The 25,446-nt window shown below is 60.7% G+C and carries 22 protein-coding genes and 4 pseudogenes; 7 read left to right on the top strand and 19 right to left on the bottom strand.

From position 1 onward, the window contains the following. The 5 genes and pseudogenes from CP49_RS46640 to CP49_RS07335 form a co-directional block, all read right to left on the bottom strand. Positions 1–386, bottom strand: a pseudogene (locus tag CP49_RS46640) (hypothetical protein); the annotation flags it as partial. A gap of 13 nt (positions 387–399) precedes the next feature. Then, the gene (locus CP49_RS07350; protein WP_057849623.1) at positions 400–3,552 is read right to left on the bottom strand and encodes an efflux RND transporter permease subunit; all 3,153 of its coding nucleotides are present in this window, start codon (positions 3,550–3,552) and stop codon (positions 400–402) included. Continuing rightward, complete coding sequence (locus tag CP49_RS07345) at positions 3,549–4,625, bottom strand: efflux RND transporter periplasmic adaptor subunit (protein ID WP_057849622.1); 1,077 nt, start codon at positions 4,623–4,625, stop codon at positions 3,549–3,551. Before CP49_RS07345 ends, CP49_RS07350 begins: the two co-directional genes overlap by 4 nt. Then, positions 4,622–5,755: an efflux RND transporter periplasmic adaptor subunit gene (locus CP49_RS07340; RefSeq protein ID WP_082645894.1), complete on the bottom strand. Its 1,134-nt coding sequence runs from the start codon at positions 5,753–5,755 to the stop codon at positions 4,622–4,624. Before CP49_RS07340 ends, CP49_RS07345 begins: the two co-directional genes overlap by 4 nt. After that, positions 5,752–6,708 (bottom strand): histidine kinase dimerization/phosphoacceptor domain -containing protein, encoded by a 957-nt coding sequence (locus CP49_RS07335; RefSeq protein ID WP_245310567.1) that lies wholly within the window; start codon positions 6,706–6,708, stop codon positions 5,752–5,754. The genes CP49_RS07340 and CP49_RS07335 overlap by 4 nt, the downstream gene beginning before the upstream one ends. 118 nt (positions 6,709–6,826) lie before the next feature. Here CP49_RS07335 and CP49_RS07330 point away from each other — a divergent pair, with 118 nt between their 5' ends. Beyond that, on the top strand, positions 6,827–7,489 hold the full coding sequence (locus tag CP49_RS07330) for a TetR/AcrR family transcriptional regulator (RefSeq protein WP_057849620.1): 663 nt from the start codon (positions 6,827–6,829) through the stop codon (positions 7,487–7,489). A 21-nt stretch (positions 7,490–7,510) separates the two neighbouring features. Here the strand turns inward: CP49_RS07330 and CP49_RS07325 are convergent, their stop codons facing one another. From CP49_RS07325 to CP49_RS07315, 3 genes are read right to left on the bottom strand one after another with little or no spacing between them, the layout of a single operon-like run. Further along, the gene (locus CP49_RS07325; protein WP_057849619.1) at positions 7,511–8,161 is read right to left on the bottom strand and encodes a TetR/AcrR family transcriptional regulator; all 651 of its coding nucleotides are present in this window, start codon (positions 8,159–8,161) and stop codon (positions 7,511–7,513) included. 11 nt (positions 8,162–8,172) lie between these two features. Further along, entirely contained in the window at positions 8,173–8,610 is a 438-nt protein-coding gene (locus CP49_RS07320) for a hypothetical protein (protein ID WP_057849618.1), read from the bottom strand. Between the two features lie 4 nt (positions 8,611–8,614). Further along, positions 8,615–8,959 carry a hypothetical protein gene (locus CP49_RS07315; RefSeq protein WP_245310563.1) on the bottom strand — a complete coding sequence of 115 codons (345 nt, stop codon included), beginning with the start codon at positions 8,957–8,959 and terminating at the stop codon, positions 8,615–8,617. A gap of 119 nt (positions 8,960–9,078) precedes the next feature. Here CP49_RS07315 and CP49_RS07310 point away from each other — a divergent pair, with 119 nt between their 5' ends. From CP49_RS07310 to CP49_RS07300, 3 genes are all read left to right on the top strand, one after another. Then, positions 9,079–9,285: a hypothetical protein gene (locus tag CP49_RS07310; protein WP_057849617.1), complete on the top strand. Its 207-nt coding sequence runs from the start codon at positions 9,079–9,081 to the stop codon at positions 9,283–9,285. 370 nt (positions 9,286–9,655) lie between these two features. Further along, entirely contained in the window at positions 9,656–9,919 is a 264-nt protein-coding gene (locus tag CP49_RS07305; protein WP_057849616.1) for a hypothetical protein, read from the top strand. Positions 9,920–9,941: 22 nt separating this feature from the next. After that, the gene (locus tag CP49_RS07300) at positions 9,942–10,544 is read left to right on the top strand and encodes a PepSY domain-containing protein (RefSeq protein ID WP_057849615.1); all 603 of its coding nucleotides are present in this window, start codon (positions 9,942–9,944) and stop codon (positions 10,542–10,544) included. On the opposite strand, the gene CP49_RS45785 is transcribed toward CP49_RS07300, so the two are convergent. Both CP49_RS45785 and CP49_RS07290 read right to left on the bottom strand, forming a co-directional pair. Continuing rightward, on the bottom strand, positions 10,541–10,807 hold the full coding sequence (locus tag CP49_RS45785) for a hypothetical protein (protein ID WP_057849614.1): 267 nt from the start codon (positions 10,805–10,807) through the stop codon (positions 10,541–10,543). The two genes, CP49_RS07300 and CP49_RS45785, sit on opposite strands and share 4 nt — an antisense overlap. Next, positions 10,800–11,255, bottom strand: coding sequence for a hypothetical protein (locus tag CP49_RS07290; protein ID WP_057849613.1), 456 nt, complete (start codon positions 11,253–11,255; stop codon positions 10,800–10,802). The genes CP49_RS45785 and CP49_RS07290 overlap by 8 nt, the downstream gene beginning before the upstream one ends. Before the next feature lie 934 nt (positions 11,256–12,189). Between CP49_RS07290 and CP49_RS42320 the strand changes: the two are divergent. Next, a pseudogene (locus CP49_RS42320) lies at positions 12,190–12,434 on the top strand (Y-family DNA polymerase); the annotation flags it as partial. Between the two features lie 10 nt (positions 12,435–12,444). On the opposite strand, the gene CP49_RS07285 reads toward CP49_RS42320, so the two are convergent. Both CP49_RS07285 and rocD read right to left on the bottom strand, forming a co-directional pair. After that, a complete protein-coding gene (locus tag CP49_RS07285) occupies positions 12,445–12,912 on the bottom strand; it encodes a metallophosphoesterase family protein (protein WP_057849612.1) in 468 nt (155 codons plus the stop codon). Between the two features lie 418 nt (positions 12,913–13,330). After that, a pseudogene (gene rocD, locus CP49_RS49140) lies at positions 13,331–13,477 on the bottom strand (ornithine--oxo-acid transaminase); the annotation flags it as partial. Positions 13,478–14,616: 1,139 nt separating this feature from the next. Here rocD and CP49_RS45775 point away from each other — a divergent pair. Both CP49_RS45775 and CP49_RS07270 read left to right on the top strand, forming a co-directional pair. After that, a pseudogene (locus CP49_RS45775) lies at positions 14,617–15,100 on the top strand (cation:dicarboxylate symporter family transporter); the annotation flags it as partial. Between the two features lie 15 nt (positions 15,101–15,115). Further along, positions 15,116–16,579 (top strand): MFS transporter, encoded by a 1,464-nt coding sequence (locus tag CP49_RS07270; protein WP_063791642.1) that lies wholly within the window; start codon positions 15,116–15,118, stop codon positions 16,577–16,579. A gap of 1,225 nt (positions 16,580–17,804) precedes the next feature. Here CP49_RS07270 and CP49_RS07265 read toward each other — a convergent pair. From CP49_RS07265 to CP49_RS07235, 7 genes are all read right to left on the bottom strand, one after another. Continuing rightward, positions 17,805–18,767 carry a carbohydrate kinase family protein gene (locus CP49_RS07265; RefSeq protein WP_057849609.1) on the bottom strand — a complete coding sequence of 321 codons (963 nt, stop codon included), beginning with the start codon at positions 18,765–18,767 and terminating at the stop codon, positions 17,805–17,807. A 4-nt stretch (positions 18,768–18,771) separates the two neighbouring features. Next, positions 18,772–20,436 (bottom strand): FGGY-family carbohydrate kinase, encoded by a 1,665-nt coding sequence (locus tag CP49_RS07260; protein WP_057849608.1) that lies wholly within the window; start codon positions 20,434–20,436, stop codon positions 18,772–18,774. 27 nt (positions 20,437–20,463) lie between these two features. Next, a complete protein-coding gene (locus tag CP49_RS07255) occupies positions 20,464–21,237 on the bottom strand; it encodes an SDR family NAD(P)-dependent oxidoreductase (RefSeq protein ID WP_057849607.1) in 774 nt (257 codons plus the stop codon). Between the two features lie 47 nt (positions 21,238–21,284). After that, positions 21,285–22,289 carry an ABC transporter ATP-binding protein gene (locus tag CP49_RS07250; protein WP_057849606.1) on the bottom strand — a complete coding sequence of 335 codons (1,005 nt, stop codon included), beginning with the start codon at positions 22,287–22,289 and terminating at the stop codon, positions 21,285–21,287. Between the two features lie 17 nt (positions 22,290–22,306). Beyond that, complete coding sequence (locus tag CP49_RS07245; RefSeq protein WP_057849605.1) at positions 22,307–23,137, bottom strand: carbohydrate ABC transporter permease; 831 nt, start codon at positions 23,135–23,137, stop codon at positions 22,307–22,309. A gap of 3 nt (positions 23,138–23,140) precedes the next feature. After that, the gene (locus tag CP49_RS07240; RefSeq protein WP_057849604.1) at positions 23,141–24,013 is read right to left on the bottom strand and encodes a carbohydrate ABC transporter permease; all 873 of its coding nucleotides are present in this window, start codon (positions 24,011–24,013) and stop codon (positions 23,141–23,143) included. A gap of 85 nt (positions 24,014–24,098) precedes the next feature. Beyond that, on the bottom strand, positions 24,099–25,439 hold the full coding sequence (locus CP49_RS07235) for an ABC transporter substrate-binding protein (RefSeq protein WP_057849603.1): 1,341 nt from the start codon (positions 25,437–25,439) through the stop codon (positions 24,099–24,101). Between the last annotated feature and the right edge of the window lie 7 nt (positions 25,440–25,446).

Below are 25,446 nucleotides of genomic sequence, written 5' to 3'. Positions count from 1 at the left end.
CCGCCCCCCCCCCCGCCATAACCATGGCTGAAGCGTCCTGAACGGCCGTCGCTGACCGGTGCAGAACGAGCCTCGATCGAGCGTGCAACCGCGGGTCCGTCACGACCGCCAGCGCGGACGCCGCCAAGTGCCCTCAGATCGCCGCGCGGACCAGCACCGGCGCCCAGCCGAGGAGCCGGACCGCCGAAGCCGGCATGCGCCGCACCGCCAGGCCCCATGGGAGGAGGACCAGCGAATGCGGGAGGACCGCCGGCCGCGATCGGCGGAGGACCGCCCGGCCCCAATGGAGGCGGACCGGGGAATTGCGCAAACACCGCAGTCGGCGCCAAGGAAATCGCTGCGAGCGTCACGCTGACAGACAGCGTCAAGTGTATCTTCCAGGACATTATGGTCTCCGTTTTAGATTTGGGTCTCGAGGACCGGCACCGGCGCGGCCGGCGCGAGAGTCGGATTCGACGAATGGCTGTCGTGCGCCGGGTCAACGGCCTCTTGGGTTGGCCGGCCATCGTCTTGAACAGGGTGGATCCGGAACCACGCCACATAGAGCGCCGGCAGGAACAAGAGCGTCAGCAGCGTGCCGACGATGATGCCGCCCATCATCGCGTAGGCCATCGGGCCCCAGAAAATCTCGCGCGCGATCGGAATCAGCGCGAGACTGGCGGCGGCCGCGGTTAGGATAATCGGCCGCATGCGATTCTCGGTCGCTTCCACCACGGCGTCCCAGGCTCGGCGTCCCTCCTTCCTCAGATCCTCGATCTGCACAATCAGGATCACGGAGTTTCGGACCAGAATGCCGATGAGTGCCAACACGCCGAGGATGGCAACGAATCCGAGGGGCGAGCCGCTCGGCAGCATGGCCATGACGACACCGATCACGGCAAGCGGCGCGACCGCAAACACCAGGAACAGGCGATGGAAGCTTTGCAGCTGGATCATCAGGATTGTGGCCATGACGAAAAGCATCAGCGGAACGATGGCCACGATCGGCGCCTGACTCTTGGCGCTCTCCTCGACGGAGCCGCCGATCGCCACCGAATAATCCGCCGGCAGTTGTTTGGCGAACTCCGCCACCCTCGGCGCCAACTGATCCATGATCGTCTTCGGCTGAACGTTGGTGACGATGCCAGCCTTCAGCGTGATCGTGGGAATCCGCGCGCGGCGCCAGATCGTCGGCTGCTCGATCTCGTAGCGCAGATTGGCCACGGCCCCGAGCGGCACCGCCTGCCCGCCGAGCCCGCTTAACTGCAGATCTCGGAGCGTATCGATCGAGGCGCGCTCGACCGCGGTGGCGCGTCCAGTGACATTGACGAGATAGATGCTGTCGCGAACCTGTGTGATCGGCGTGCCCTCGAGCACCGAGTTCAAGGTCGTGGCGATGTCTTCCGAGGTAATGCCGAGCTGACGTGCCTTGTCCTGGAGAACGTCGACCTTGACGACGCGCGCAGGCTCCATCCAGTCGAACACGACGTTGCCGAGATCGGGGTTGCTCCGGACGATGCCGGCGAGTTCCTGCGAGATATCCCTGACCTTCGCGACGTCTGGCCCGCTTACGCGGTATTGCACAGGACGCCCCACCGGCGGACCGACCTCGAGCAACTTGACGTAGGTGTCGGTACCGGGAAACGTCTTCCTCAGATATTCCTCAAATTGCGCCTTGACGAGGTCGCGCGCCTTTATGCCGCCCTTGGTCACAACTACTTGCTGGCCAAACCATGAATTGGCCGTCTGCACGTCGAACGACAGCACGAACCGCGGCGCGCCCGTGCCGACATAAGTCGACCAATGCTCCACGGAGCCATTGCCCTGCAGCTGTTCACGCTCGAAGCGCGCCATTTGCGCATTGGTGTCTGCAATCGAAGCATTTTGCGGCAAGTTCCAGTCGATCACCAGTTCGTCACGGTCCGACGAGGGAAAGAACTGCTGCTGCACGAACGTCATGCCGAACAACGCGACGAAGAAGGCGGCAACCGTCACGCCGACGGTGATCCAACGGTGATGCATGCAGACGAGCAGCAGGCGGGCGAACATCTGCGCCAGCCGGCCCTTCTCCCCATGGTGCCCCTTCATCTTTGCGGGCAGGATGGTGACGCCGAGCAGCGGGGTGAACAGCACCGCGACGATCCACGACACGATCAGGGAGACCGCAATCACCACGAACAGGGTGAAGGTAAATTCACCGGCATTGCTGCTGTTCAGCCCAATCGGGATGAAGCCCGCGACGGTGACCAGCGTGCCCGTCAGCATGGGAAAGGCGGTCGACGTATAGACGTGGGTCGCGGCCTTTTCCAGAGGGTCGCCGAGCTCCAGTCGGGCCACCATCATTTCGACGGCAATCATCGCGTCATCGACCAGAAGGCCCAGCGCGATGATCAATGCACCCAGTGAAATTCTCTGCAATGAAATGTCGGCATAGGCCATCACCACGAAGGTAATGGCGAGAACCAGCGGGATCGCAATTGCGACGACAAGACCGGCGCGCATGCCTAAGCTGAGAAAGCTGATGGCGAGAACGATGACCACGGCCTCAAACAGCGCATGGGTGAAGCCCGACACGGCATGCTCGACGACGACGGGCTGATTGGCGACCAGATGAACGCCGACGCCGATCGGCAGGTCGGCAATGACCTTTGACATTTCCTCCTTCAGCACTTCGCCGAAGTGAAGCAGGTTTGCGCCGGACTTCATGCCGATAGCAAGCCCGATTGCAGGCTGGCCGTTGTACCTGAACAAGGTCTTGGCGGGATCAGCATAACCGCGCGTGACGGTCGCGACGTCGGTCAGCGGAAAGAAGCGGTCGTTGATACGGAGATTGACCGCGTTCAGGCTTGCTTCCGACGTGAACCGGCCGTTCACCCGCACGCTGAGCCGCTCGGGCCCCTCCTGGAACACCCCGGACGGCGCGACCGCGTTTTGTCCCCGCAGGGAGGCCATGATCGAGTGGACGTCAAGGCCAAGGGCCGCGATCTTCCGCGTGGAGAATTCGAGGTAAATCACCTCGTCCTGCGTTCCCAGAATGTCGACCTTACCCACATCCGGCACGGTCAAGACCTTGGCGCGGATACCCTCGACCTCGTCGCGCAGCTGACGCTGGGTCAAGCCGTCGCTGGTGAAGGCATAGATATTACCGAACACGTCGCCGAAGCGATCGTTGAAGCCCGGTCCGACCACTCCTTGCGGAAAGTCACCCTTGGTATCCGCGATCATGTTGCGGACGCGGACCCAGGTCGGCTTGACGTCAGCCGCCTTTGTCGTATCTCGCAGATAGACGAATACGGTGGTCTGGCCCGCGACCGTCACGCTCTTGGTGTAGTCGAGCGATTCCAGCTCCTCGAGCTTCTTTTCGATCCTGTCAGTGACCTGACGCGTCACATCTTCGGGCGATGCACCCGGCCACTGCGCCTGGATCACCATGGTTTTGATGGTGAAGTCGGGATCCTCCTGACGACCAAGCTGAAGGTACGCAAAGAAGCCTGCCGCCATGAAGGCGATCATGAAATACCAGACGAGCGAACGATGTTCGAGCGCCCAGTCGGAAAGGTTGAACGACTTCATGGCTTCTGATCCTTTTTGATACGAACGTGTTGCCCCGGCGTGAGGCTGTGGATTCCGGCGGTCACGATGCGCGCACCGGGGGCAAGCCCGCCGGCGACGCGGGCATCTGCGGGGTCCCCGGCGAGATCGACCTTGTGCAGCGACACGGTGCTCTCACGCTGATCGACGACCCAGACGAAATTCGCGCCATCCTTGGCGAGTACCGCTGAGGCGGGGACGCGCAATGTCGGACTTTGCTCTTTGCCGAGCTGCGCCGTAACGGTCGTGCCTAAGCGGAAGCTTTCAGGGGGATTGTTCAGGGTGATGCGGACTCGCCGTAGGCGTGTCGCGGGGTCTGCCTGCGGGGCGATCTCGCGAACCTTGCCTTCGACCTGAACGGCGGGGAGCAGCTGTAAGCCGACGGTGAATGGCAAGTTGATTTCAAGCGGCACCGGGAAATCCTCCCCGATATCGACCACCGCTTCCCTGATGTCGGGATTCGCAACTGTCACGACATTCTGGCCAGGAGAGACCACCTGCCCGACTTCTGCGCCCACCGCAGTGACGACGCCGGCGAAATCGACCTTGAGCTGTGCATAGCCCCGTTGCTCGATGGCCTTGAACAGGTTCGCCTGTGCGTGCGCCACCGAGGCGGCGGCACCGGCCCGCGCCTGCTCGGCATTGTCCAGTGTCTGCTTTGTGGTGGCGTCGGTTGTGATGAGGGTTCGCTGCCGCTGCTCTGTCGCCGTTGCAGTCGCCAGCAGCGCCTCGGCCTTCGTAAGCTCAGCCTTGGCCGAGCGTACCCCAAGCTCCAGAGCCGTGGAATCGATCACACCGACAGTTTGCCCTTCGCTGACTAGGTCGCCAACGGAGACGGGACGCCCTGTCAGACGCCCCAAGACGCGGAACGCGAGGTTAGTCTTGTACCGCGGCTCAACAACGCCCACGGCAACGATGCCGTCCGTGCGGCTCTGCTCAACGACCATCGACAGCACTGGTCGCACTGGCTCGGGCGCTTTCGCGTCCTGCTGACATCCAGCCAGCACCAGCGCGGATATAAACGTGCCGGCTGCAATCATGGCGCGCCTCTTCATGACCGGTCTCCCTCATATGTCACGGCCTGGCCAACGCTCAGCAGCTTGCCGCCATCGATCACGACGCGCTCGCCCGGCTTGAGGCCCGCCTCGATCAACACTTCACGGGCTTCATAACCGCCGATCGTCACCGGCCTGAGCGCAGCCGTTTTGGTCACCGGATCGACGGTCCAAACCGCAGGCTTCGATCCCGCCGCCGCCAATGCGCTCCAGGGCAATGCGATCTGCTGTTCGGCTTTCGCTTTGACGGTTCCTGCAACGGCGCTTCCAAGAGTCATCGCTGCCGGCGGATCCTGGATGGCAATCTTGACGCGGATGGTCGCGCTCTTCGCATCAATCGCGGGCGAGACTTCCCTGACATGCCCGTTCGCCGTCACGCCTGCGTCGGAAACAAGCGCCAGCGATACGCGGCTGTCGTCGAGATCGCCAAAGAAGAGGGATTCGTAGATGTCGAATACGGCATCCCGTTCACCGTCCTGCGCCAGCGAGAAAACGGGTTGCGCGGCCTGTACGACCTGGCCGACTTCCAAATTGCGCGCGGTGACCACGCCTGCCGCTTCGGCGCGCAGCGCGGTATAGCCAAGGGCGTCTTTCGACGTCCCGAGCTCCGCTTTTGCTGCTTCAAGCGCACCTTCTGCGGTTCGCAATCCTTCCTGCGCCTGATCGTGGACCGTCCGCGTGGTGAAACCTTTTGCGATCAGCGCCTTTTGCCGTTCGAAGGTCGCCCTGGCCACGCGCAACTGGGATTCTGCGGCTATGACCGCTGTGGTCGCGGCATCGACATCGGCCCGCTGCTCGACCGGATCGAGCAGAGCCAGGACCTCGCCAGCCTCGACGTGAGCGCCGACATCGACATAGCGCGCGAGCACACGTCCGCTGACTCGGAACGAGAGATCTGTGCGAAACCGGGCCTGGATTTCGCCAGTCAGGGTGACGGAGGCTTGTCGGTCGCGCGGCTGCACGATCTCTGTGCGCACGATCGCGGCACGCGTGACGGGAGCAGCGGCATGATCGTTGCAGCCACTCAGCGCGATTGCGACAAGCGCGGCCGCTAGGACGCCGGACCCTGTCAGCCTGCCTTTGCGGGCAGTTCCAACGATTTCAGTTTGGATCTCAGAGTGATGTTTCATGACACGTGACCAGGTGACAACAACTCCCGCAGCGCATCCGGCGCTGGACGGGCAGAGATCGGTTGGGCTCCGCGAGCGGGATTCGGATCCGGTCGAGTTGCAACGGGGCGGCTGCCCCGATCCGGGCACTTCGCGCCTGGGTAAAGCGCCGAGGCATCGGATGGGGTGACTTTTGACCGGCTAGGCGACCGGATGATGCGACGCTTCGCCATCGCGCAGTTCGCCTGCCGCTCACGCTCTGTCAGCGGAAACGATAGGACGACGGATGTGAAATCCGTGCCGAAGCCGTGCTCGAGCCGGCCACCGAGGCCCTTGGCAAGATCATTGCTGATCCGGACCCCGCGTCCCGCGGCGCCCCGTACCGACCGCGACCCATTGTCCAGGACGACGCAATTCACCACCGCGCCGATTCGTGTCAGCTTGACCTTGATTTCTCCGGTCCGCGCCTCGAAGCACGCATGCTTCGCGGCCTCGGTTACGAGCCCGTGGACGATCAATCCCAGCCGCCGGCATCGCTCTGGTTGGAGCGGAAGAGATTCGGTGGCGAGTGCCAGTCGGATATTCATTCGATCCAGCAACGAACGGCGCATGGCGCAGCCCATCATGCGGATGTATGTCGCAGCGTCGATCAGCGCCTTGCCCCTGGGCATTTCGAGCGCCTGCTGCACATCGGCATAACCATGCAACAGTTCGACCATGTCGCTTAAGGCGCGCTTGGCCTCACGCCCCTCAGCTCGGACAGCCGCGGCCGAGACCAGGTTGATTGCCGAGGCGAGCCCATTATTGATCCGGTGATTCAGTTCGCGCAGCAGAATGCCCTGCTCCACTTTTGGCGAGTCCGGCCTGCACACAGTCACGACGATCTCCTCAGGTTGCACCGGATGAGGGGGGCCGAACGCGCATGTGGCGGCCAGCCGGTCATCCGGATGAGCTGTCGCAGGCGTGGCAATCAAAGCCGGCCCTCGACGGGTTAAAGTAAACTATACCGTATATTTTCTTTTCATTGCATTTCCTTCCCGGGCATGTCAAGTGGGATTTAGGCGGGCACAAGCTCGTGATTAGGAGACGGTGATGGCGAAGAACAAAAGCCCGAAACGCGGCAGACCGCCCAAGGACCTTGCCGGCGACGTCCAGGCGCGGATTCTCGATGCAGCCCAGCAGCTCTTTCTCGAGAAAGGCTTTCGGAGTGCCAGCATCGACGATATCTCCGAGTTGGCCCCTGCAAGCAAACCGACCATCTATGCCCACTTCCCCGGCAAGGAGGCGTTGTTCGTGGCTGTGGTGGCCCGGACCATCAACGGATTGACTGATTTCGACGGGTTCACGCCGACAGGCCGCACCATCCAGGAAAAGCTCACCAATCTCGGCATCGAGATCGTGGAGAGATTCGTCGAGGACACGTTGGACCTCACGCGCGCGACGATCGCCGAGGCGCGGCGATTTCCCGAGTTGAGCCGAAATGTTCACGACGCGGCGCGCGACCGCGCGGCTGGGGCAGTTTCGCAGCTCTTGAACGAGGCAACGCAAAAGATCGTGCGCTCATCAAAAGGACCTTTCAGCGCAAAGCGGAGCGTTGCGACCGCGCAGATGTTCATGGACCTCATTCTGCTTCCGATGCTTATGAGATCGCTGATGGGTGAGGAACTGAAGGATCTCAGAAAAGAGCTGCCGACGTTCCTGCACGAACGGGTCAATTTCTTTCTTGCGGCTTGCGAGGCAGACTGGAGGCCGTGAATCAGCCACAGACCCCGCTCGCTATCCTAGCGCCACGGCTTTGGGACGTAAGTCGGCCGCCAGGTCGATCGACTGCCCCCACGGCGCATGACGCAGGGCGCCTGCGCAGAAATCCATCATCTCGTCAAACGCCGGCCGAACGGTAGCCGCGTTGATCCGCGACGGATTGAGATACCCGTCCATTGCTTCAAGCAGGCAACAGGTCATCGCCATCGGACTTCCCGGTCGCAGTTCGCCGCTCGCCTGTCCGTCAGCGATGATCGCGCGCACAAGCCCCCGAATCCGGTCTGCGTAAGACAGGGCAACAGCCCAGTTCTCTCGTACTGCCGCAGCGATCAATTCGTGTTGTTTGCTGTCGTTCTCCAGAAGATGTTCGTGCAGCTGCGAGATTGCCCTCAAAGCAGCCGTTAGCCGCTCCAGAGCGGAGCCGTCGCGAGCCACGAGCGTTGCAGCCGCGGAGACGTCTTCAAACAACTCCGCCACGACCGCCTCTTCGATCGCCTGCTTTGAAGCGAAGAAGCGGTAAACGTTAGCGGGCGACATCGACGCTCCGCGAGCGATATCGGCGACGGTGGTCTTTTTGAAACCGATGTCGCGGTGCAATCGGATCGCTGCTTGTACGATCCGCCGACTAATGCACGACGATCCGGCTTGGCCTATCCGCTGCTGCATCGCTTGGGACCTCAGCGAGATGGGATCGAATGCAATTCACGTCGGCAGGCTTCCCCGAAGCCACGCAAGGGATCCATTTCCTCCATGAACTCAGGCAGATCGACAAATTCGCGGTTTGGTGACAGGTAGGTTTCGATGATCACGCGACCTGCCCGCTCCGCGGCTTGAACCACTTGATCGCTGGACAGAATCCTCATCCGCCCTATGAGGGCATACAGATTGACCAGTTGCGGAATCTCGGATTTGTCGCTGACGAGCGCGTCGGCGTAGAGTCGGGAGGCTTCCTCGATGAAACTTCGATAGATCCGCTCGCGCTTGGAAATCGAGCGGGCGTAGTGGCGCTCGCCAAGCCTGCGCCGCCGAGTCACCCATCCAGTCACGATCGTAGAGATCGCTCCGAAGGCCGAGCCGCCGAACGCGGCGACAGCAGGAATATAAATCGAGTTCATGCGATCATTCCTCGTCCCTTGCGCCGCGGTACCGGCGCGACCCTATGGTCCTGACCGAAGCAGCTTCCGCAGCGTGATCGAAGACGGCTCTGCAAGCTTCGCTGAGGTCTGATTTTCTTTGCCTGAGACAGGCCTCCACATGCGTGGCGTCAGGGATGTAGCTAAGGCACAGCCGGAAGGCGTCAGGCGCGCATGCGGCCCTCTGTTCGGGAGTGCCGCGGTTCTCCTGCGCAAAGGCAGTCCCATTACCGAACAACGCCGCCAGCATGACGACCAATGTGTACTTGAACATACAGAATCCCTTCTTCTGCTGAGGCATCGTTCTTTCGAACGGGAAACGCAGCGTCACGCTTCGATTCCCCGCCCTTCAACCGTCTGAACACGCGCTTGTGAGTCTTCGCTCTTGACACATCCCGCGGTTAGACATGTATATGAACTATACGGTTTAGTGTATTTCGGAGGCCGAGAATGTCAACACTTTTGTGGTCGCTCGCAAAGGAAAATCCGTGGCCGGGGCTTGCGCTCGCATCCCTGAACCTGGTCGTGGCTCTGACTCTCGTAGGCCTGAGCTTGCTGCTGGGCGTTACGATATCCTTGCTTGCCGGGCTGTGCGCGTTCGTCGATCGAGAGACGGTGCCGATCAAGCGACAAGCACAGCGGCGTAAGGCCACTTAATGACGTCAGCCCTCCTCGCTCGCGATTGCATCATCTATTCGGTCAACGTCTGGCTCGTACCCGTTGAATGCGCATTCAATATAATAGAGGCGGAGCTCGTGCGCAGAGGCGCCCAGCTTTACCCCGACGCGAACAGCCCACGGTGCGCGCCACTTGATGATTGACCCGGGATCCAGGAACGTTTGTCAGGACCCGCGCGGCCATTTCGACGCCAAACTCACGCACTTGCAACCGCGGCCATGGGCCATCTGAAATCGAGACGGAAGCAACACATGCCATCCACATCAGGCCGAACAGCCGACGAGCTGTCCTGGATCGCGCCGACGGGACTTCAGCGCAGGAGCCGGGCACTGTGAGCAGGAGATCCGTTTTGTCTACGCGTGCGCGCGGCTCAGTCGATACTCAAATTCCGCTGCGGGAATATTTTCTGTGGGTCGGCGGAGCGTTGCTCGTGCTGCTGTTTGCAGCCGATTCACTGCTGCCCGCGCCCTCCGATCTGAAGGGACCGGAAGCAGTTGTCATCGATACCAGCCAGTCTGACTTCCTGCCTGTGCGCCCGGGCAAGGAGTTTGCCGTGGCCCCCTCGCCGATCGGAGTTTCGATACACACCAATAAGGCCACCGGTCTTTCTTGACCAGCGTTACAGGATCCACCTCATGCATAAGAAGCGATTGTTAGCGTTTATGGTTTGGTTTGCCACGCTTGTTGCTACGGGCGCGATAGCCGATGTCACCCACACACCTTTGGACGCCGCAAATAGCGGCGTAGCCGCGCAAGGCGATGCCGAGGAGGCGGTGATTCGTCGCTTGCTCGAGCAATTTCGCACCATAAAAATACCACTCAGTCAGGCGGTAGCGATCGCCGAGCATTTGCACAACGGTTCAAGGACCGCGGACGTTAGCTTTGAAATGTCCGGACCGCTCGCTTATCGAGTGCGGACGGTAGGACACGAGCGAATTTGGGAAAATGTCATAGATGCGAACACCGGGAGCGTTACAGAAACGGAAATTTCGTCATCGCTGAGGGAACTCGATCGAGAGGATTTAGGCAACATCATTGCCCTGAAGTCAGTTGAGCAAGAGCTGTCAGACGCCGTGCGCATCGCTGAGAGAGCTGCAGCGGGAAGCGCTCTTGCCGGAGGTCTGATGAAGCAGGATGGCAAACTCAACTTCGTGGTCGTCATCGCCAGTGGCGATCGCTTGAAGGAGGTCATGCTCGAGCCACCCAGGGTCGGCAGGCAAGGGACAAATCGCCACTAATCGTACAGCCGATTCACACGACAAAATCGCACCAGAAATTTGATTTGGCGAATGTCCGCTTCGCGCACACAAGCAGCCATTTCCATAGACTCATCGAAAAAGTTGACCGCGGACGGCAGCTTCGTCTTATCGATCTGTTTGATCACTATCTCTGCGTTGAGCTGATGATCCTGTGAAACGAATGTTCTGGAGTTCCTCCCGTCCCCGCCAATTTCCCGGATGAACTCGAAGTGCAGCTCCGCCCTGTTGTACGGCTTAAGCATTCACGGCCCCTACCGCGCAAAGTACGGCCTCGCGGGCAGCAGCAGTCATCGCTGTCCAGTTCTCGACGTGATATTCGCGCGAGCCCTCGACGAGTGGCTTGAACGCGGTCCGGTCAATTCCAATCTTCGCAGAAATCGATGCGATTTGGCCGACGTAATAGCCTTTTAACTCGCTGCTCGCGAACGCCTCTTGAATAATGCTTTCGATTTGAATGCGCTCGATGTTGCTGCTCTGCGCCGCCGGCTCCGTTTCGCGGATTCCAGCCTGCACGATCTTGTACTCGCGGAGCACATCCAAAAGGTTGCTTCTCACGTACTTCAACCGATCCGGAAGGGAGAACGCCACCGGGATTTTTATTTCTTCGACGTTAATGACCGTGCGAGAATCCGAGTCATAGACAGCGAAAGTGACGACCTTCGGCGCTGCCCGAATACCTATCGTGATCACGCTATCTCCCGTCCCGCGACACAAGCTTGCCCGTACCGCATTGAGCGACAAATGCCTGGTTGATTCGAATGTTTGATTGAATGTCTACTCTCTCAATCGAAGAATGCAACTGGACGATGTAGAATCGACGAGGTGCGTTGTTCAAACATCAGCGCGGCTCGCACGAACAGACTTCGAACCTCAGCGGCATTTCATGTGCCAACCATGTCACATGGAGCAATTGGAAACGGATGGTAATGTCTGCCGAAATTTCAAGAAACCGTTGGTCATGCTGCGTAACTCTATGTCCCGCTTCGAAGCGATGCGCGCGACATGAAATCTTCGGAAAATCGGCTCTAAGCTATTGAAACAATTTGGAGCGGGTGAAGCGCTCTGTCTCAAATTGATTTTTCTAAGCGATACCAATGACTTACGCTGGCGGAAATTTTTGTAGTTGGACGTTTCATTGGACACTCCTTCGCCGCTCAACTTGGGGCTCGTGTGCCACTCAAAACCGATTCCGCCTCTATGGAAATCCGTGAAGTATCGGCGGCAATGCCTGTATCAGCAAAACGGCGCTTCCGCCCAACACGCTGGCACCCACGACGAGCAGGGACAGGACGCGCTCCCAAAGCATCTCGTTGCTGGCGACGTCATTCGAGTTTGGCATCTGTGTGCACTCGCTTTTTCGTGCGACGAAGACGTCATAGACTGAGTCGCGGGGGCGCCGAGCGGCGAAATTTGCCGGAAAATTAACTCGTAATTCACCGACTCAGGCGCCGCTGCCCGATCGGTATATTGGTGTCGGTTTGGACCGCGTGCGGTTCGCTCCTCGTTCGGCGTCCATATGGACGCTATGGAGCGACATCCAAAGTAGAGAGGGATCAGAACGGGGCCATCACGTCCATTTAGGAAATCCAACGACTTCCCCGGCCGGTTTCTGTACTCTCCGCGCATGGGCTCATCCGATCGGGAACAAGATATCTCGGCGCCGCCTCGGCGCAAAATCATCCATATCGACATGGATGCGTTCTACGCGTCGGTCGAGCAGCGCGATATCCTGACCTCCTCCGCGGCAAGCCGGTCGCCGTGGGCGGGTCGAAGGAGCGAGGTGTGGTGGCCGCCGCCAGATACGAGGCGCGCAAGTTCGGCGTCAGATCGGCGATGCCGTCGGTGACAGCCAAGCGGCAATGCCCTGAGCCTCGTTGAATCACTCGGCGCGACTAAGGTCGTGAATGACCGGCCGAAGGTCGCTTGCGGTAAGCTCCAAAGTAGCCAGTGTGATAGGCAGCTTGAAACGCCGTGGCCCGGCGCTTCCAGGATTTAGATAGAGCACACCATCAGTCGTTTGGATCCGCGGTCGATGCGAGTGGCCGGAAACGACCACGTCAATCCCGCAAACTGCTGGATCAATCTGCAGTTGCTGAAGGTCGTGCAAGACATAGAAGGACCGCTCCCCGAGCCGTACCACCTGAGTGTCGGGATAATGTTTCGCCCAGTCCCCGGTATCGATGTTTCCTTTAATTGCAGTGATAGGCGCAATCCGGCGGAGTCTGACGAGAACGTCCGCGCGACCAATATCGCCAGCGTGGATGATATGCGCCACCCCGGCAAGCCCTTGCTCAGCCTCAGGCCGCAGGAGCCCGTGGGTATCCGAGACAATTCCAATTCTCAGCACTGCGCAGTATCCCTCGATCCGCGGCCGAACGGCGTGTCATCCACCTTCCCTTCCGCCGACATTGAAGCCTAACCATTCACGCTTTGCGCAGAGGACTAGGGCATCATTGGCGCGACGAGTGAAGATGACGGGCGCTGCTTGGTCCGAGTCGGCAGCCTCATCCTCAACTTTGATGGCGGCTGCACCATGTTCGGCTGGCAAGGCCATGAAAATACAGCGCCTCCCGGATCGGGCTACCTTCCCGGACGATAACACAAACGCCAGTACTCATAAGGCACCCCATGAGCGGAATCAGCACGCTGGAAACACGTGGACAAGCCGCACGATTACGAATCCCTGTTGCGTGGGTAGCGGTAGCCTCACGTTGCCGCTGCCGTCTAGCAATATCAATAGCTTGCCAGTTGTTCCCAAATGATGTCGTGATCCCCTCCTCCAGTGCCCTGGCGAGCGCGAACGGTCCGAAATGCTCGCGTGCCACCGCGTCAGTGCTGAAGCCGGTGATACCGCGAGTGCTTCCGTGGAAGTTGTCGGCGCAAGCGAATATCTCGGCTTGTCCGCCCGGCACACGAGATAACGCTTCCAATGCGCATCTCGCGCCCAGACGCCCCGCGCGACAGAATCACACCGAGCAGCTCGTAGTGGTGGGCCGGATTGCGCGCTTCCGTCGCCATGAAATCAGGGACCGGTGGCTCCTCGCCGTCGTCGACTTCGTCTACCGGCCACATGAGAACTTCTTCCCGTCTTGATCCGTCGAAGCGCGCGGTGTCCACACATCAGGTGAGGGCTTCGTCCGATTGCAAGTTGCGACTGTGTGATGGTCGTTTACCCTCTTCGAAGCGCGCAGTATCAATTTTGCAACCATGGTGTATTCTGAATCTATGCACGTCGATTGTCGACTTGCATCGAGCCAACTTTTGGGATCACGGAGGGCAACATGGCCAAGAAAGCGAAGAAGGCAAAGGCAAAGAAGACAGCCAAGAAGAAAAAGAAGTAGCGGTTCAGCGAAACCTCTTACTATCCGGATAACATCTGAGGTCCGTTACGCCGTTTGCAGCACGGACAGGCCGCAGCTTTCGCCAACAGAATATCCGCGCTACAAACAGTCAGGCCGGACCATTATGCAGATGGCTGCTGCATAACGGTCCGGTTTTTCTTTGGGCTTGATCAGGCTGTCGCGTTATTGCGCGCCGGATAGCTCGGGTTTCCTTTGAGCAAATGGTAGTCAACTTACCCGGACATGAACGCTGCTCGCCTGTCGGAATGGCGTTGCTCAAGTTGCCGCCAACGATGAGCGCCTGAGCCGAATTGTCAGGTCGCTGCAGGATTAGCGGCGCAACGCCTGGCGTGAGCGGTATGGCGGATTATGGAGCAACGTGGCCTCAGCTCTCGGAGAATGTAAGAGTTGCGAATTCGAGACCGTCCGTCCCGAACGCAGTGAATACCTTCTAAGTTATTGATTTTTCTTGCTTTGACCGGTGTTTCCGTCACGTTTTGTTCACGGTCGTTTCACCCAATTCGTTGCGATTTCGTTGCGGCGTTCTTTAGGAGAACGGGCGCTCGCAGTGGTGATAGCTTCTCGGTGCGCGCAGGCCCTTGATTTGCACTCTGGTATCCCGCGGACGAGCGCTGAATGTGCAAGCTCGATTCCATGACAAAAAGTGCGCAGCCGGCATCTGTGCTTCGTCAATCATCCTCTGCGCCAGCACCAACATCTACATGACGCTGGCAACGCTGGCCTCGCCCAGGCGACCAACACGCCCCTCACGCTAGGCCAGAAGCTAAGCATCCTGGCGATCGCGATGCTGACCTCGAAAGGCGCCTCGGGTGTGATGGGCGCCGGGTTCGTCACCCTGGCCGCGACCCTGGCGATGGTCCCCGGAATTCCGATCAAAGCGCTGGCGATCCTCGGGGCATCGACAAGTTCATGAGCGAAGGCCGCGCGCTCACCAACCTGATCGGCAACGGCGTCGCGACCGTGGTGGTCCGCCGGATGACAGACGAGGAACTTCGTTACTGTCTGCGTCGGACCGGTTTGCTGTCGAGCCGCGCCATTCACCAGCACATGTCCCAAGCTCTCGGACAAGAGTACCATCAGGGGATCGAATGGGACCGTGTTTGTTTGCCGTTGCACTGCTCAAGCAGCGCGGTAGTTACGAGTGGCTCAATGACCTTGACCGGAGCCGCGTGAGCTGAGGAGAATGTCATGGCGCAGCCGTTTGTCGAGCCTTGCAGTCGCGGCGTTATTGCAGCGGAACCATGTCCGCGAGAGCTCGGGCATGAAATTCCGCTCCGGCGCCGCCAGTTGGTGCTGGCAGCATGCGTGCTCGCGTCCTCAATGGCGTTCATCGATGGTTCCGCCCTCACGGTGGCACTGCCGAGGCTGCGCGCCGATTTCGGCGCCGATCTCGCATCCGTTCAGTGGGTCCTCAACGGCTATGTACTCGCGTTGGCGTCTCTCACGCTGGTCGGTGGCGCACTCGCCGACGTCCATGGAAAGGCGCGCATGCTCTCGGTCGGCTGCATGTTGTTCGGTCTGGCGTCGGCGGCTTGCGCGCTTGCTCCAACGGCGGCCTGGCTGATCGCCGCCCGGGTCGTGCAGGGGATCGCCGCAGCGATTCTCACGCCGGCGAGCCTCGCCCTTATCGGCGCCACCTATCCGCGGGACGAGCGAAATCGGGCGATCGGCGTGTGGGCGGCGGCATCGGCGCTAACCACCGCTGGCGGGCCGGCATTGGGCGGCTGGTTGACCGAGACGTTTGGTTGGCCGTCCGTGTTCTGGATAAATCCACCGCTCGCACTCGTTGCGGTCGGGATCTTATTAGCCTTCGCGCCAGAGGATCGGCGCGAACCGCGTCGGTTCGACGTAATAGGCGCCGCAATCCTCACCGCGGCGCTAGGCGTGCTCGCCTATGCACTCAGCCAGATTGGCCCAAGCGAGGCGCAGGGCGCCACCGCTAGTCCGCCGCTGTCGGCCATGACGATCGCGGCCGTAGCCGGCCTCGGTGTCGTTGGGCTCGCCCTCTACGCCATCTGGGAGCGCAATTGCGGGCAACCGATGACGCCGCCCCGCCTCGCGAAAAACCGCGCCTTCTTTGGTCTGAATCTCGCAACACTACTTGTCTACGGTGGGCTTTCGATCATGTTCTTCCTCCTGCCCTTTGATCTCGTAGACCGTCGCGGGTTGCCGTCGACCGACGCCGGGCTGGCCTTCCTGCCCTTCACCCTCGGCGTCGGCCTCCTGTCGAAGGTCTTCGGCAGTTTGGCAGACAAGATGGGAGCCCGGGCTATGCTTATTATCGGGCCGGCTGGTGCGGCTCTGGCCTATGGCTGGATGGCGCTAAGCCAGGAGGCTTCCCTGATGATCGGCGTGATCGGGCCGATGGCGCTGCTGGGCGTCTCCTTTGCCGTGCTGGTGGCGCCGCTCACCGCCTCCGTCATGTCGAGCGTAGACCGGGCCGATGAGGGGCTCGCCTCCGGGATCAACAATGCGGCGAGCCGGATTGCACAGCTCGCCGGCGTCGCGGCGGCTGCAGGTGTGGCATCGTTCGCGTCGGGCTATGAGATCGGTCTTGCGGTAGCGGCGGCCATTTCGCTCGCCGGCGTCGTTGTGGTCGCGGCGACGGTACCGCCGCCGGCCGTGGAAGAGAGCGATTTGCGACAGGCTTAGCAATCCATCACCTGCCAAGAAAGCAGGACTCGCTCGATCCGCTCGCGCTGAGCTTTGGCTCACCCGGCGCCAGGTAGTCCGTTGGATCCTGAGATGGTTCGGTTGCAGACCGACATGGCGATGGCTCATTTGTTTGCCGGACGCTTCGATGCCACATCCTCATGAGCGGAAAAGGCATTCAGGCATCTGCAGCTCGACCCGATCTGTGGTTTCCGGATCAAGGACGCGCGTGCTTCTCCCTCGACCGGAGGATCTCGCTACGTTCCTCGCGGCCTATCCCGACAGCGGATCGAACTGGCCAACCCAAGGCTCGCGCGCAAGCACTGCCTTGGTGTGAGCCTATCGATTTTTGGGCTAAGTCGTTGTTTTGCCTCAGCTGGTTTTGCAATCCCACCCGTTTTTGATGCGGCCAAAACTGAGCAGTTCTGAGACGTTTGCAAAACTCTGAGCGCTGTTCTACGGCCTCAACTGGAGGAAAAACCGAGACAACCAAAACGATTTTACTTCCTATTGCACTCGCAGTGGGTTTGGGAGACTTTCGCGTTCGCCGAGAGCCGCGCGAGAACGCATTCAGCGCACTGCCCCACCGGTTATGTCGGAAGACAACAAGTGCGAGGCATTGCATGTCGACGCCTCACGCGCCATGCCGAAGATCAAAGATAGGGCGCGCCCGGCTTTGTGCACGACACAGATCGTTGCGGCACTCGCACGGCGGCCAGCGAAGCCGCGTCTCTCATCTCCTGATGTGCGCAGTTCGGACCGTCGCCTTCGGATCGATGCTTGCGGTTTTGGTGGGTATTGACGTGATTTCGCCGCCGGGCCTCTTCAACGGCACCCCGGCGGCGAGACTTAAAGATTGGACTAGATTCAGAATGACGTGGAAGTATGCACTTGCCAGCCGTCACGAGGCTTGCCCCACGGAGCCTTTTTGTTAGTCGTAATCGTGACACTCGTCACGCCGGAGAACGCGGGGCCGACGTAGGTGAACCACCTCTCCTTGCCGCGACCGCCAGGGTTCAGAGACTCGCAACACACTAGCCCGCCACCGGCAATGCGTCGCCGCCCAGTGTGAGGTCCGCTGCTAGGCGCCGTCTTTCAATTTTCGTCCAATGACAATCAACGTAAGGAAGTGTGGGTCAGTCCAGTCCATCAATCGTGGCGCTGTTCCAAATCGGGTCAAAGGAATCTAGGCCAACAAAGTCGCGGCCGGGCGATATCTCGCGTTTCATTCGACATATCTGGCAAGAAGACGAGACAATGCCGGGCCGACATCCGTTTGGCGCGGCGGATCGGCCCCGGCCCGCCCGCACGTGAAGGCCGCGCAAATCGAGGCAAACGACAGCACTCGACAAAGCTGGTTGGAATTCATCTGCGACAGGGGGTGGGTTTTGATCCTTCCGATCGTATGCAAAGCGAATAGGAGCGCCGCTTGAAAACTGTCGCCAGCCCCAATGCTATCCACCACGTCTACGGCGGGGGCCTGAACCTCGACTGCGCCTGCCCCTCGATGCCATGCCTGCGCTCCCTTGATTCCACGGGTGACAACAACCAGGCCGGCGCCCGCCTCGATGAGCGACTTGGCCTTTCCCGCATAGTCGTTGCCGCCGTATAGAAATTCAAAATCGACATCCGACATCCGCACGATGTCTGCAGCGGCGGCAAATGCATTCATCTGATCGACGTAGCGCGCCTTGTGCCTGACCAAATTGGGTCGGCAATTCGGATCGAAGGAGATGGTGGTCGAGCCGCCTGCGTCTTCGATCATCGCCAACGCCTGGGCTGCCCCATTGTCGTTGGCAAGCGTGGTCGATCCGACATGAACCGCTTCGATCTCGTCGAAGGGGATGGAGCCGCGCTGGTAGGTCCAATTTCGGGACGCCGTCGCCTCGTCATAGAACGCATACTGCGGCTCGCCCGCGATAGTGCGGACGAACGCAAGCGTCGTCTGATGCTCGCTGCGCGTCACGTAGCGAAGATCGACCTGCGAGGCCGACGCGTGTTCGGCAATCATGCGGCCGAAGAGATCGGTCGAGATGCCGCCTACAAACCCCGCCGGAGCGCCGAGACGCGCCATGCCGACAGCGATGTTGAGGCAGGATCCTCCGACAACTGGCACGGCCGCGTCGCGTCCATCCGAGGACTTGACCGGCAGGAAATCGACCAGGGCATCTCCACAACTCAGCAGCATGGCTCTAGTTCTTCATATCAAGTGCGGCGATCGATGCGATCCCCTGCATCGCACTACGGCTATCTTGCTCCAGCTTTCGCATCAGCCCGTGAACCCGCCGCTTTGTCCGGTGGAAATCGGTTAATCCCGGCGGTGTCGACTCGCTCAGCCGGCCGATCGCGGACATTGATGCCATCGCCTCACCGACTGATCCGCAAGACTTCGCCGCAACCGCACCCAGCATGGCGGCACCGAGCAGGACGGGCTCGTGCGTTTCGGGAACCGCAACGGTCAGGCCGGTCGTATCCGCCATGATCTGGCGAACCAGCGGACTTCGTCCTGCGCCGCCGCTGATCACCATCATGTCGCTGTCCACGCCGTGCGATCGGAAAGCTTCGACGACATCGGCAAGTCCATACGCAAGGCCGCACAGTCCGGCCACGAACAGTCGCTCCATCGAGCCGATGTCGGCGTCGAGATCCATGCCTGCAACGACCGCGCGGGAGTAGGGATCGGCAAAGGGCGACCGGTTGCCGAGAAACTCGGGCAGAACGTGGATGTCTCGGGCAAAAATCGCAGCTTCACCCAGACTCGCGACGCGGGAGACGATACGCCGTTCGAGAAATTCCAGAACTTCCATGCCGGCAGCATGCGCAGTCGCGACGGCCTCGTTGTAGGCAGGATGAGACCCGACGAGATGATCGATGGCCGCACCGGCCGCGGACTGACCGCCTTCGTTGAGCCAGAACCCCGGCACCATTCCTGAACAATAGGGACCCCAGACGCCGGGGACGAAGCACGGCTCACGCGTCGTTGCCATGATGCAAGCCGAGGTCCCCATAATGTAGGCAAGGCGACGACACACATCGACCGGCTCACCCGACTTCCCGCGTCCACCAATCGTGCCCACGCCGCCGGCGTGCGCGTCGATCAGCGACGCGGCGACCGGCGTGCCTTCGAGAAGCCCCAAATCCTGTGCCGCGGACTTCGTCAGGCCGGCCCCCAGCGACGTGCCGGGTGCGACGATCTCCCTTCCGATTCGCGCGTATTCGTCCGAGGCAAGATCGCCAAGACCAACGCGCTCGAAATAGCTGCGGCACCAGCGCTGATCGTGGGCAAGATAATTCCATTTGCAGACGACGGTGCATATCGACCGGGCCGTTGATCCGGTGGCACGAAACGAAAGATAGTCGGCAAGGTCGAAGAAATGACCCGCCGACCGATAGGTCGACGGCAGGTGCCGTTTCAGCCAAAGCAGTTTTGGAATTTCCATTTCCGGCGAGATCGAGCCGCCGACATAGCGGAGGACCTCGTCCTGCGTCTCGTTGACCTCGTGCGCTTCGGCCATAGCGCGATGATCCATCCAAACGATGACGTTCCTTCGGTCGTCGCCGCAGCTACTTACCGTCAGCGGATGGCCGCCAGCATCGAGCACCACGAGCGAGCAGGTCGCGTCAAAACCCAGGCCCTTGACTGCGGAAGGCGGAATGGCGGCCTCCCCCATCGCCGCGCGAACCGACGCGGCGCATGCTGACCAGATCTCGGACGACGACTGTTCGACGACACCGCCCGCTTCGTGCCATAGCGTGATCGGATGCCGGGCGGTCGCCAGCAAGGTTCCGTTCTCGTCAAACACTCCGGCGCGGGCGCTCGACGTTCCGACGTCGATGCCGATGAAGGCCTGCTGCATTGCACCCCCGCTTAGTTCAGCGCCAGCTCACCAGCACGTATAGCCTCCGTCAACAAGGACAACACTCCCGGTCATCAGGCTTGCGGCGTCAGACGCCAGAAACAGGACGACGGACGCGATTTCGTCGACCTCTCCCATCCGGGCCATTGGCGTGCCGCCGATCCAGGCATCGTACATCCGCGGGCTGTTCTTGACGAATGCGTTGAGTGGGGTCGCGATATAAGTCGGCGCCACGGCGTTGACGCGGACGCCGCGTGCCCCCCACTCGGCCGCGAGCGATTTGGTGAGATGGTGCACCGCGGCCTTGGAGGCGTTGTAGTAGCACTGCTCCTGCGGTTTGTTGACAATGAAGCCTGACATCGACCCGATGTTCACGATGGAACCGGACTTCGCGTCCAGCATGTGCTTGCCGAAGGCGCGACAGCACCAGAACGTGCCGTTGAGATTGACGTCGATGACGTTGTTCCAGTGTTCGTCGGCAACCTTTTCGGCCGGCGTCTCGCTTCGCGCAATGCCGGCATTGTTGACAAGGATATCGATGCCGCCGTAGCGGGATGCCAATTGGTCGGCGACCTCGGTAACGCGCTTCGAGTCCGTTACGTCCATGATGACGATCTCGGCATCCAGACCTTTCGCCTTCAGACTAGCGCACCCGGTATCGGCAAGTTGGGAGTCGCGATCGGCGATCACGACCTTCGCTCCGGCCTCCGCCAAGGCCTCGGCGCAGGCAAGTCCGATTCCCTGGCCGGCGCCGGTCACCAGGGCCGTTTTTCGGTCAAGCTTGAATTTTTCCAGATACATAATCCTGTTCTTCCTGTTTGCTCATCGCGGCGCGGCGCGCCATCCGCTCATGTCCTGATGACCACGCCGTCCTTGTCGAAGCGGTGCAAGCGCGCGGGATCGGGCGAAAGCCAGATGCGGTCGCCGGCCTTGAAGTTGAATTCTCCGATGCAACGCGCCGTCAGCAAGCCAAGTTTGCCGGCGTCGACATAGAGGAAGGTATCGCTGCCGAGATGCTCGGCGACCGATACGGTCCCGGGCCAGCCTTCCCCTTCCTTGCCGATCTTCAGATGCTCGGGCCTGACGCCGAGCGTGGCGACGCTGGGCTCGCCGGCCACTTCGCCGGGCACAAAGTTCATCTTCGGCGAGCCGATGAAACCGGCGACGAAAAGATTCGCCGGGCGCTCGTAGAGCTCCAGCGGCGAGCCGTATTGTTCGATGTTGCCGGCGTTGAGCACGACGATCTTGTCGGCCATCGTCATAGCCTCGACCTGGTCATGGGTGACATAGATGGCGGTGGTCGCAAGTTGCTTCTGCAATTTGGCGACTTCCATTCGCATCTGGACCCGCAGCGCAGCGTCGAGATTTGACAGGGGTTCATCGAACAGGAACGCCTTGGGCTCGCGCACGATTGCCCGTCCGATCGCGACGCGCTGGCGCTGTCCGCCGGAAAGCTCGCGCGGCTTCCGGTCGAGATAGGGCGTCAGGTTCAGCGTGGCGGCCGCGGCCTCCACCTTGCGGTCGATATCGGAGCGCGGCAGGCCGGCCATCTTCAGGCCGAACGCGATGTTGCCGCGGACGCTCATATGCGGATAGAGCGCATAGGACTGGAACACCATCGACAGGCCGCGCTTCGCCGGCGGCACGCCCACCACGTTCCTGCCGTCGATCAGGATCTGTCCGCCGGTGACATCCTCTAGTCCGGCGATCAGGCGCAACAGCGTCGTCTTCCCGCAGCCGGATGGTCCGACGAAAACCACGAAGGAGCCGTTCTCGATATCCAGATTGGCATCCTTGATGATGTTGACCGGCCCGAACGACTTGCGGACCCCCTGCAACGTGATCTGGCCCATGATCCCTGATCCCTTTGCTATTTGACGGCGCCGAACGTCAGCCCGCGAACAAGTTGCCGCTGGGTGAACCAACCGAGAATGATGATCGGAGCAATGGCGAGCGTCGAGGCGGCGGATAGTTTGGCCCAGAACAGGCCCTCTGGACTCGAATAGGAGGCAATGAACACCGTCAGCGGCGCTGCGTCCGATGTCGAAAGGTTCAGCGTCCAGAACGCCTCGTTCCACGCCAGAATGAAATTGAGCAGTAGCGTCGAGGCAAGGCCTGGAATGGCCATCGGCGTCAGCACGTAAACGAGCTCGCGCCCGATGGTCGCCCCATCCATCCGCGCCGCTTCCAGAATGTCTTTCGGAATCTCCTTGAAATAGGTGAAGAGCATCCAGATCACGATCGGCAGATTTCCGAGACAAAGGATCATGACCAGTCCGGCGCGCCTGTCGAGCAGTCCGAAGTCCCGGTAGATCAGGTAAATCGGAAGCAGCACGCCGACCGATGGCATCATCTTGGTCGAGAGCATCCAGAGCAGAATGTCCTTGGTACGCCTGGTTGGTGCGAACGCCATCGACCAGGCCGCCGGAATGGCAATGATCATCGCAATCAGCGTCGAGCCGCCTGCAATGAGAAGCGAATTGACCGCATGATGAAAGTAGTCGCTGCGCTCCTGCACCGTCGCGTAATTCTCAGTGGTCCAGTGAAACAACAGGAATTTTGGCGGCATCGAGAACGCCTCAAGCTCGGTCTTGAAACTCGTCAGCACCATCCACAAGATCGGCAGGAAAATCAGAAATCCGAACAACCACGCCGCAGCGGTGGACACCCAGACGCGTCTTGCTGTGACCTTGCGTGCCATCGCTTACGCCTCCAGATTCCGCCCGACGATCCGCACCAGGAAGAACGCGACGATATTGGCGATCACGACCGCGACCAGTCCGCCGGCGGAGGCGTTGCCGACATCGTACTGGACCAGCGCCTGCGTGTAGATCAGGAATGCGATATTGGTGGTCGCCAGGCCGGGGCCGCCGCCGGTGGTGACAAAGATTTCGGCGAACACGGTCAGCAGGAATATCGTTTCGATCAGGATGACCACAGTGATCGGCCGCGCGAGGTGCGGCAAGGTGAGATAGATGAACGTCGAAAGCGCGCTCGCCCCGTCCATCTCGGCGGCTTCCTTCTGCTCCTCGTCCTGGGACTGCAGCGCCGTCAACAGGATGAGGGTGGCGAACGGCAGCCATTGCCAGGCCACGATAAGGATCACCGAGAACAATGGCACATCGTTGAACCAGTCGATCGGCGTTGTGCCCACGAGCGTCGCGACCCAGGCGAACAGTCCGGACACCGGATGCATCAAGAGGTTCTTCCAGACCAGCGCGCTGACGGTCGGCATCACGAAGAACGGTGCGATCACCATCAAGCGGATGATGCTGCGCCCGACCACCTGCTGATCGAGCAGCAGTGCCAGCGGCGTGCCGAGCAAAATGGTGATTGCCAGCACCGAACCGACCAGCACCAGCGTGTTCCGAAGTGCGGTCAGAAAAGCGGGATCGGTGAGAAAGTATCGAAAATTCTCCAGCCCGACGAAGCTCCAGGCTTCCGAATCGAGCAGGCTATAGTGCAGCGTCGAAAAATAGATCGTCATGGCGAGTGGGACGATCATCCAGATGAACAGCAATGCGACGGCCGGCGTCAGCAGGGCCCTTCCAAGGACCTGGGTTTGCTGCGTCGCCATCACCGCCTCCTGCTATCTCTTGAAGGGAGATGTGGCTGCCGGCCGTGCCCCGGGGCCGGTCGGCAGCTAAGATTGGCGCGGCGAGCTACTTGATATAACCGGCGCGCTTCATTTCGCGTTCGGTGGCGGTCTGCGCGGCTGCGAGTGCAGCGTCCACCGTCGATGAACCAGCCAACGCCGCCGAGAATTGCTGACCGACGGCGGTGCCGATGCCCTGGAATTCCGGAATCGCCGCGTATTGCACGCCGACATACGGCACCGGCTGTACGCTCGGCTTGTTCGGATCGGCGGCGTCGATCGATGCCAGCGTCAGCTTGGCGAACGGCGCGACCTTCAGATATTCCGGATTCTGGTAGAGCGAGGTTCGCGTGCCGGGCGGGACATTTGCCCATCCCTCCTTCGAGGCGACGAGCTTGGTGTAGTCCTTGCTGGTCGCCCAAGCGATGAACTTCTCGGCGGCTGCGGTCTTCTTCGAACCCGCGGGGATCGCAAGATTCCACGCCCACAGCCAGTTGGCGTTCTTGCCGAGCCCCGCATTCGGCGCGAGCGCGAAGCCGACCTTGTCGGCTACCTTGGAGTCCTTCGGGTTGGTGACGAAGGACGCCGCCACCGTGGCGTCGATCCACATCGCGCATTTGCCGGAATTGAACAGCGCCAGGTTTTCATTGAAGCCGTTTGAGCTTGCGCCGGGAGGGCCTGCGGCCTTCATCAGGTCGACATAGGTCGAGAGCGTCTTCTTCCACTCCGGCTTGTCGAATTGCGGCTGCCACTTCTCGTCGAACCAGCGCGCGCCGAACGAGTTCGACATCGCGGTCAGGAACGCCATGTTCTCGCCCCAGCCCGCCTTGCCCCTCAGGCAGATGCCGTAGACGCCGCCGGACTTGTCGGTGAGCTTGTTCGCCGCATCGATCACGAAATCCCAGGTCGGGTTTTCCGGCATGGTCAGGCCAGCCTTCTGGAACAGGTCGGTGCGATACATGACCATCGAGCTCTCGCCGTAGAACGGCGCGGCATAGAGCTTGCCCGATACCGATACCGCATCGCGGATCTTGGGAAGCAGATCTGCCGCGTCATAGTCGGCGCCGAGATTATCGAGTGGAACGAGCCAGTTCTTCTTGGCCCAGATCGGCACCTCGTAGGTGCCGATGGTCAGCACGTCGAACTGTCCGCCCTTGGTCGCGATATCCGTGGTGACGCGTTGGCGCAGCACGTTCTCTTCGAGCGTCACCCATTTCACGGTGATGTCAGGGTTCTTGGCGGTGAAATCGTTGGTCAACGCCTGCATGCGGATCATGTCGCCGTTGTTCACGGTGGCGATGGTCAGGGTTGTCTGTGCGACGGAAGGGGCTGCGCCCAACAAGGTAGCCGCGCCCAGCAGGGCGCTGAGGACGTGTTTCACGGTAACCTCCCTTATGGCATTGAGCATATGCCCA

Origin of the sequence: Bradyrhizobium valentinum (genome assembly GCF_001440405.1) — a bacterium.
In the GTDB taxonomy this organism is placed as follows: Bacteria; Pseudomonadota; Alphaproteobacteria; order Rhizobiales; family Xanthobacteraceae; genus Bradyrhizobium; species Bradyrhizobium valentinum.
Note: the sequence above shows the minus strand (reverse complement) of the source record. Positions and strands in the feature narration are given on the sequence as shown.